The 7,659-nt window shown below is 38.5% G+C and carries 5 protein-coding genes; all 5 read right to left on the bottom strand.

Annotated features, from left to right (window positions below; all coding sequences use genetic code 11):
* Positions 1–114: 114 nt before the first annotated feature.
* The 5 genes from A3EM_RS0119780 to A3EM_RS0119800 all read right to left on the bottom strand — a co-directional run bounded on the left by A3EM_RS0119780 (position 115) and on the right by A3EM_RS0119800 (position 7,632).
* Positions 115–2,301, bottom strand: coding sequence for a beta-galactosidase trimerization domain-containing protein (locus A3EM_RS0119780; RefSeq protein ID WP_044239140.1), 2,187 nt, complete (start codon positions 2,299–2,301; stop codon positions 115–117).
* Between the two features lie 424 nt (positions 2,302–2,725).
* Complete coding sequence (locus tag A3EM_RS0119785; RefSeq protein WP_020529982.1) at positions 2,726–3,094, bottom strand: helix-turn-helix domain-containing protein; 369 nt, start codon at positions 3,092–3,094, stop codon at positions 2,726–2,728.
* A gap of 11 nt (positions 3,095–3,105) precedes the next feature.
* Positions 3,106–3,402 carry a type II toxin-antitoxin system HigB family toxin gene (locus A3EM_RS0119790; protein WP_020529983.1) on the bottom strand — a complete coding sequence of 99 codons (297 nt, stop codon included), beginning with the start codon at positions 3,400–3,402 and terminating at the stop codon, positions 3,106–3,108.
* 320 nt (positions 3,403–3,722) lie between these two features.
* Positions 3,723–4,166, bottom strand: a complete 444-nt coding sequence (locus A3EM_RS0119795; protein ID WP_020529984.1) for a hypothetical protein — start codon at positions 4,164–4,166, stop codon at positions 3,723–3,725.
* Between the two features lie 67 nt (positions 4,167–4,233).
* On the bottom strand, positions 4,234–7,632 hold the full coding sequence (locus A3EM_RS0119800) for a chitobiase/beta-hexosaminidase C-terminal domain-containing protein (protein WP_083925272.1): 3,399 nt from the start codon (positions 7,630–7,632) through the stop codon (positions 4,234–4,236).
* Between the last annotated feature and the right edge of the window lie 27 nt (positions 7,633–7,659).

The following is a 7,659-nucleotide window of genomic DNA, read 5'->3' on the forward strand; positions in this document are numbered from 1 at the left end:
AGTGCCCGTTGATAACTTATTTAAAAACAGTTTTTCTTTAGAAAAATCAATCTGGTAGTTCCTCCTCATTAGGCTCAGCCAAAAAGGAAGGAACTACCCGAATAAATTCAATTTCTACTTCTCCAACCGAATCCATTTGGCACTGTATGCCTCCAATTCAATATTATCCAAATCTATTTCAGCTCCGGTTAGTGCATCAGTTCCTTTTTTATAATTAAAATTAGTCGACAATTTCACTGCTTTCGTTTCATCATCATTGATGAAAAAATAATGATCTGCATCAGGAGCTGCTAACCGATATACGATGGCATCCTTACAGGAATAGGGTGATTTTAAGTTTCCAAGTGTATGTTTTAGGGTCCATTCTTCCATAAATGTATTTCCTGGTGCACGCATGGCGTAACTGGCATCTGCTGCTAAAACGACCGCTGTTCCTTTTCCATATTGGTATTCAGTGGCCGCTACTTTCCCTGAGTGGAATTTTTCTATTACACTGGCGGTTGATGGAGTAATATCGAAAACAAATCCATCCAATTTATGGTCTCCCAATTTCTGAGGTACATTATTGGAATATTGCATATCGGCAATAGAAGCGCCAAAGATTTTTTCAAAAGCAGTGCCTTTTCCGGTTTTCAATACTCTTCCCTGCTCATCCCACCAGCCTCCCGGGGCATCTAATACCAATCTTCCTCCATTTTTTACATATTCCTCCAGGATGGGAAATAAATCCTCATTAATGGCTGCCTGAGCAGGCATGTAAATTACTTTATACCTTTTTGAAAGTCCTTTTTTAAGGTCAATTGGCGTTACATGCTCCCATGGTATATTATTATTGATAAGTGTTCGGCTAATACCAATTCTGGCTTTTATAGGATAATGCTTAAAGTGTGTTCTTCCCGGACCAGCTACAGCTGACCAGATGGCTTCATTATCCCAATTCACCAAAACCCCTACAACAGGCTCTTTATGAGCCGCCCAAATTTCATCACGATACTTATTAGCAGCTTTGGCAATTTCTCCTGCTCGGATTGCTCTTGGTCCAGGCTCCAGTTGTCTATTCAAAAGGGCATATTCCCCAGATTCCCAACCCGCATTTCGGTAATTCCAGGACCATAACCCAACTCCTTTGAATCCACCAGCCAGATAAGACATTAACAATTGGGAAATTGTACCTTTATCTACAGTGAAACCGGCTGTTTCAAACTGAGACTGTATATTCCAGCCCTTTCCTCCTGAAAGTTGTTGAGGCCCCCCAGTGCTTTCCCATGTTGAAGCCCAACCACCTTTAAACCAGTCATTGGCTAATGAAGACTGCATATAAATACAAGGAGCCACTTCATATTGCACTTCCTCAAAGTGCCAGGCCAGGTGTATTGAAGGATAAAAGGAACCTCTCTCAGTCATCATTTCGGCTATACCCTCCATATCTGTTGCTCTTGAGGCAAATGGAAGAAATAAACCCATTTCACCACCAGCTCTTTGGGGTTGTTCCGGATATACATTTTGCTTGTAAAACTTTACATTCTCCAAATACATATCTGCCTTGAAGCGTAAAATATCTCTTACCTGTCCATATTCCCTCCCAGATTTAGGAACAATTACATATTCGTTTGCCGGATCAAATACCACCAATGGATCATTATCAAAATCCTCCCAGGATTTATAAGGTTCAGTTCTGATACCCACTTCATAAAGGTTCCAGGCATTAGTAAGTTCTTCTATGGTTTTATACTTTTCCTTTATCCATTTTCTGAATAAAGGTATATCATCTTTTCTCAAATACTGATCTGGTTCATGCTTGTAGTGTTTGAAATCTTCTTGTCCCGGCAATGGGTCTCTCCAGGTTGAAAGATGTTTTTCTAAAACTGTTTTCTGATAGGCCAACATTTTAGGATGTTCCCGGGCTTCTTTTACAGACATCTTCTTTGGCAGTCCCAATTTTTTTAACAATTCGGGAGTAATGTCTTCCCAACCCCCTTCTCCATACCAAAAAGGAATAATCCCTTCCTCCAAAGCAATTCTCAATGTTTCTTTAGTAGGCCATTCAGGGGTAGACATTGTTTGTTTTAGGTTGGTAAACCCCAGTTCTTTCATCATCCGGAAGTGCCTTCTCATATCTTCTTCCGTACAACCGGCCCAGGGCAAAAAAACTACTCCAAAAGGCATTGGGGCCAATTTTCTGAATTTTTGCTGCATGGGACTGTCATGCATTTGATCATAAAGATCGTGGTAAAACTCATCCTCCTGAGCTTTAATATTATAGGTGAGGAATAATAGGCAAATAACAAAGATTTGTTTCAACAGTAGAGTTATTTTTTTCACGTTAGTAAATTTTTTCACAATCAATTCACATCCAATTTTTTCTTTATAAAAAATATTTTACAAGTCAAGGAAAAAATTGCGGGGAATTCAAATTACCAACCGGAATCTGGTTTCCCCGGTGGGGAATTTGAGTTCCATGTTACCATTTTACCCCTATAAAGTATTGATAATCGCTTTTTCGAGTAATGAATGGGGGTTTCTTAAGTGAAAATTCAAAATTAACCGGGTATTATTTTGCCATAAATTCTGATAGATAGGATACTATATCTCGGAAATAAAAGCACAAGTGCTTAAAATATTTTTTGTGGGGTTGGGGGAAACTTGGTGGGCTCTTCGGGATTTGAAATCCCGAAGCTGTATCGTAGGATTTTTAATTCGAATACTATCAAAATAGCAGAGTGCACTATTTTAAAAGTTGATAATCACGAATTAAAATTTGTGCAGATAAGTTCAACTTTTCTGCCAATGACCGAATCATATCAACGGTAAGTTTTTTTCGTTTATTCAAAATTTCTGAAACTCTACTTTTTCCACCAATGATTCCAATAAGGTCTTTTTGTTTCAGGTCTAATTCTTCCATTCTTATTTTGATGGCCTCAATAGGATCTGGAGCTTCTATAGGAAAGTGTTTATTTTCATATTCATCAATCAAAAGAGCAAGAATATCGGCTTCATCACTTTCTGGTGAGCCTATTTTTGCATCGAATATTTCATCAAGTCTTAAAAGTGCAGCCTGATAGTCTTTTTCTGATTTAATTAATTTTAGAGTCATGACTTTATAAATTAAATTGTATTAGCATCTATTTTGTCATATTCAGCATGTGTGCCAATGAAACGTATAAAAATCCAGCTTTTTTCAAAATTAAACTTTACTATTAGCCGATAATCATTTCCTTTTACATTAAATACCACTCGTTCATTTTTAAGGATACTTGCATTAGCATAAGTATTTTTAATATCATTGGGTGTTTTCCAATCACTGTTGCTAGCCGTATCATACCAGGTTTTTAAGTATTGCTCAGTTTCAGGGTGCTTTTCCCAGAACTCCCTAAGTGTCCTTTTAGCAATTATTCGTTCCATGCAATAATATTATACAGTAAAAATAGACAAGAAGTTCGTTAATAGAGAACTTTTACCGTGTTTTTTGAATTGATGTCCAGTTTTTCTCTTCGGGATTACCAAATCCCGAAGCCCTATCGTAGGATTTTCAATCCGAATATAATCAAAATCCCTAAAACAACATCACTTGGAACCGGATTACAAATCCTGCGATTGAAATCCGACATTGCAAATGTCGGATAGCTGGCTAGCGGATACCCAATAAACAAAAAAAAGACAAACCACTCAGGCATGCCTTTTTTTAAGTTTTACAATTGTTTCTATAAAAAAATGACCTCTACTTATTTTGCCATTTGATAGACATAAGTGCCTTCTTCCTCAGAGGTTACGCCATCATCTATTTTTGTGAGTTCCCATTGTAAATCTGCAGTGGTTGTTCCTGAACCTATTGTGCCTTGTGCCACTGTCACTGATCGGCTTTCTCCACCACTGGTGAAGGTGACCATATTTCCTGAAATACTGAAAGTACCGGAAGTACCTATACTAGGCTTAATAGTAGCTGATCCTGATGAAGAATAACCGTTTGGATTACCGTCCTTATCGAAATTTAAGGTCAGTTTGTAATCCGGTACCGGAGTGATGGCATTTCCATCCAAAGTGGCTGCCTGTGTTGTAAGCACTACCGTAGTAGGCTGGGGTTCGGGATTTTCATCCTCCTTACAGGAAGCTAATGCAGTAATGAAAAGCAGGATAACTGCCCAATATTTAAAATTATATTTATGCATTTTGATATTTTTTAATTTTTTGGAATTATACCGGACTGGCCTTTCACAACCAGCCCGGTAAGCTTTTTTATTGTTTGATGATATGTTTCACTGCTCTTTGAGTTCCCTGAATAATTTCAACGAAATAAAGTCCATTGGTCAATTTATTCATTGGAAGGGTAAACTCTAATACTTCAGTTTGTTTTTCAGCTTTAGACTGCATTAAAGTTTTACCGCTGTAGTCCATCAATCTCAGTTGCACTGCACCCAAATCCTTGTTTTCAAAATGAATTTTCACCAGTTCACTCGCAGGGTTTGGATAAACGATCAATGCATTGGAAATATCATTGTAATCAAATCCTGTTGCACCTATTGTATAAGTTGCCACTGTCACACCAGAGCTTTCTCCATCCAGAATGGCTACAGCTTTAAGCTCAGTAGTTTCTGAAATGGTAATCGCTCCGGTGTATTCTGTTGATTCGCTTGTTGGTGTAGAACCATCCGTAGTGTAGAAGATTTTAGCGCCATCGGTAGTAGTCGTCATTTCAACAGTTTGCTCGGTGTCATACTCTCCACCAGGTATACTGAATTTAGGTGCTGCAATAGCTGAAGGCTTACTTTTGCCAATACCATAAACTCCCGCACTTATGCCTTCTACCGAGAAAGAAATTACATTACCATCCAGTGTTCCGGTCAATCCTGTATCCTCAAAACCATCTCCGGTATCTTTCCAAAGTTTGTAACCATCTGCAGAAGTTGGCGCTGTTAAACCTACAGCTTCAAAATCGAAACCTAGTTTCACATTTAATCCCTCTGCTGAAGGATCAACATTCCAGATTCTTTCCCAAGCCTCGGCATTGGTAACTCCTACTCCATTATGTCCGGCAAATACAAAGTTTCCAGCTGCAAAAGTATTGGTCATTTCAAGCATCAAGCCACCACCTGAAGCAGACTTGTGTTCCTGCTCTGTTGTACCATCAATATACGTTTCTTTACCAACTCCAACTATATCGCTGGTATAGGTAGAATCATTATAAACGATTCCTTCAGCCAATTCAAGTCCCCATTTTGAGGCAAGATAGTTATGTACAATTTTATTCTGAGCGGCATTCAAGCCTTTTTTATACATGATTACCTCAGCAATATTCATCGGTTGGAAACCTCCAAGAATTGCAGGTGCATCTACCGACTGGATGATGTTCTTATAAGTTTGTGTACTAAGCAATTCACCATTGGTTCTAAATAAAGCCTGTTGGAAATCACTCTGTACTTCCACATTTATAATATAATAATCCTGGTCATTTACCTCATCCACATTTTGCTTTAGAAATAAATCTCTGGCTAATACAAATTGTAATCTATGTGGATTACTTCCTCCATCAAATTCAACTACAAATGCCTGTTGATCTGCTCCACTTGAAAGATTCCTCTTTTGGAAAATTGCAGCGAAATCTGCCAGCATTTCATTTCGTTTGAATACCATGAAAATTGAAATGCCTGCTCCTCCATCCAGGTTATCTGAATCATCTATCATTAATGTTCTCAATCTGGCGTCACCATCTTCAGTCTTACCAAAATCAAGGATAGGCAATCCATTTAAACCATTAGTTACAAAAGTTGGAGCCGGTTTCTGACTCTCAATTGTATTTGGGATTGTATTATCCCCTCCTTCCTCAAATGTATTGTAAGCGTGATTTTCATTCCCTGAAGCATCCTCCCAGTTCAAAACTTCATCACCATCATTAGCTGTAATTCCGTCTGCTTTCAACCAAAGTGTATTTTCTGGTTGTCCGGAAATCGTATTATCTGCAGCACCCACACCTCCAGGTCCGGTTCCAGTTCCTGCAACTGTATTTACAACTTTATAAGTTGCTTCTGCTGCTGCACTGGTAAATTTACCACTTGTATTTACCGCAACTGCCTTTATGGTAGTGGTTGAGGAAACAATAATTCCTTCTGCAGGGTATGGAGTGGTTGGTTCTTCTCCTTCTACATCCGAATAGAATATCAAAGCTGAAGATGGCTCTGCAGACAATGTTACGGTTACCTCATCGGTGTATTCAACTAAAGGATTAGGGCTAAATATTGGTACACTTACAGGAGAAAGATTAAAATTCTTAGTCACTACAAGGCTTGGATTTAATCCGTCTGCCATACCAAGGGCCTTAAGCGTAAACGTTGAATCAAAATCAGTAACCATTAATGGAATACCCATCTCCGGGTCATACATCATTGAAGTATCAGAAGGCTCTGTTCCATCCAGCGTGTAATAAATCATGGCACCATCAGTAGTGGAGCTCAATTTCACATTGATACTATCAATATAATCTCCTTCTTCAGGTGTAACCTTTGGAGTAGCCACTACCGGATCATAACTCAATACCAGACTAGCTGAATTTTTCCATTCTTTTCCTGCGGTCCATAATCTGTTACCAGGAGTTTCATCAGAACCTCTTACCACAAGACTCAGGTAATTTGACTTATTCTTGATCGCATTGTTTACGTAAGAAGTAAATGCTTCAGAAGTCCACAATCTATATTCTCCTCCACCAAAATTCTTAACGTTTCCCATCACCAATGGATCAGTATCAGTTTCAGGTTTGTTATTCCATGTCAATGAATCTTCAGACCATGTATTTTTCACCCCAACAACATCCACATAATAATTTTCTAGGCCTGCACCAGAATTATGTTGACCGATATAAATATCCAGACTTGCATTTACAGCCTCACCTGCTCTTACCTCACTCAGATCAAATCTCAAATAAACTTCTTTTTCTGCATCTGCCTCTTTGATAATATGCATATCCGCTTCAGCTCCAAAGTTATCATCAGGAGTGGCCTCAGCTACATAAGCATCATCAATCACTCCGATTTTTTGGATAGGAGCCGGAGTTGAATACTTAAAGATCAACCAGCTTTCATTTTTCCATTCCTTTCCTGCCGACCATAATCTTCCTGTTTTGGCATCTCTTGCCCTTACCAGAAAAGTTAAAGAATCCTGATTTCCTTCAAGAATGGCTGTATTTACATAATAAGTCAACTCATCACTACTGAGGTAATGGTACATTCCGGAATTGAAATTGTCTACGTTGGCTTCCAAAAGCACATTTTCTTCTGGTAAAGTTCTGTTATTCCAGTTTAAAGTATCTTCCGTCCAGGCATTTCCAGCAGGTAAAATTTCGATAAAATATTCTTCTTCCTCAACTCCTGAATTATGTTGAGCAATGTACAATTTCAATTCTACATCACCGGCAAGCTTATTCTTATCAGAAATGTCAAATTTCAAATACATTTCCCTGTTGTCTCCTTCTTTCTTTAACACATGCATGTCTGCTGCTGTTCCGTTCACAGAATCAGGAAAAGCTTCCATTACAAAAGCATCAGCAATTACATGTAATGAATCATCAGCCGGTGTGAAAATACTTCCTTTTGAAAATTCCAGAATGGGTCCGTAGTTACCATTTTCTGCTCCNCCCATCCACATGTTGGTGGTAGAATCTTTGCCTGATGA

The organism is Flexithrix dorotheae DSM 6795, from assembly GCF_000379765.1.
GTDB classification, from domain to species: domain Bacteria; phylum Bacteroidota; class Bacteroidia; order Cytophagales; family Flammeovirgaceae; genus Flexithrix; species Flexithrix dorotheae.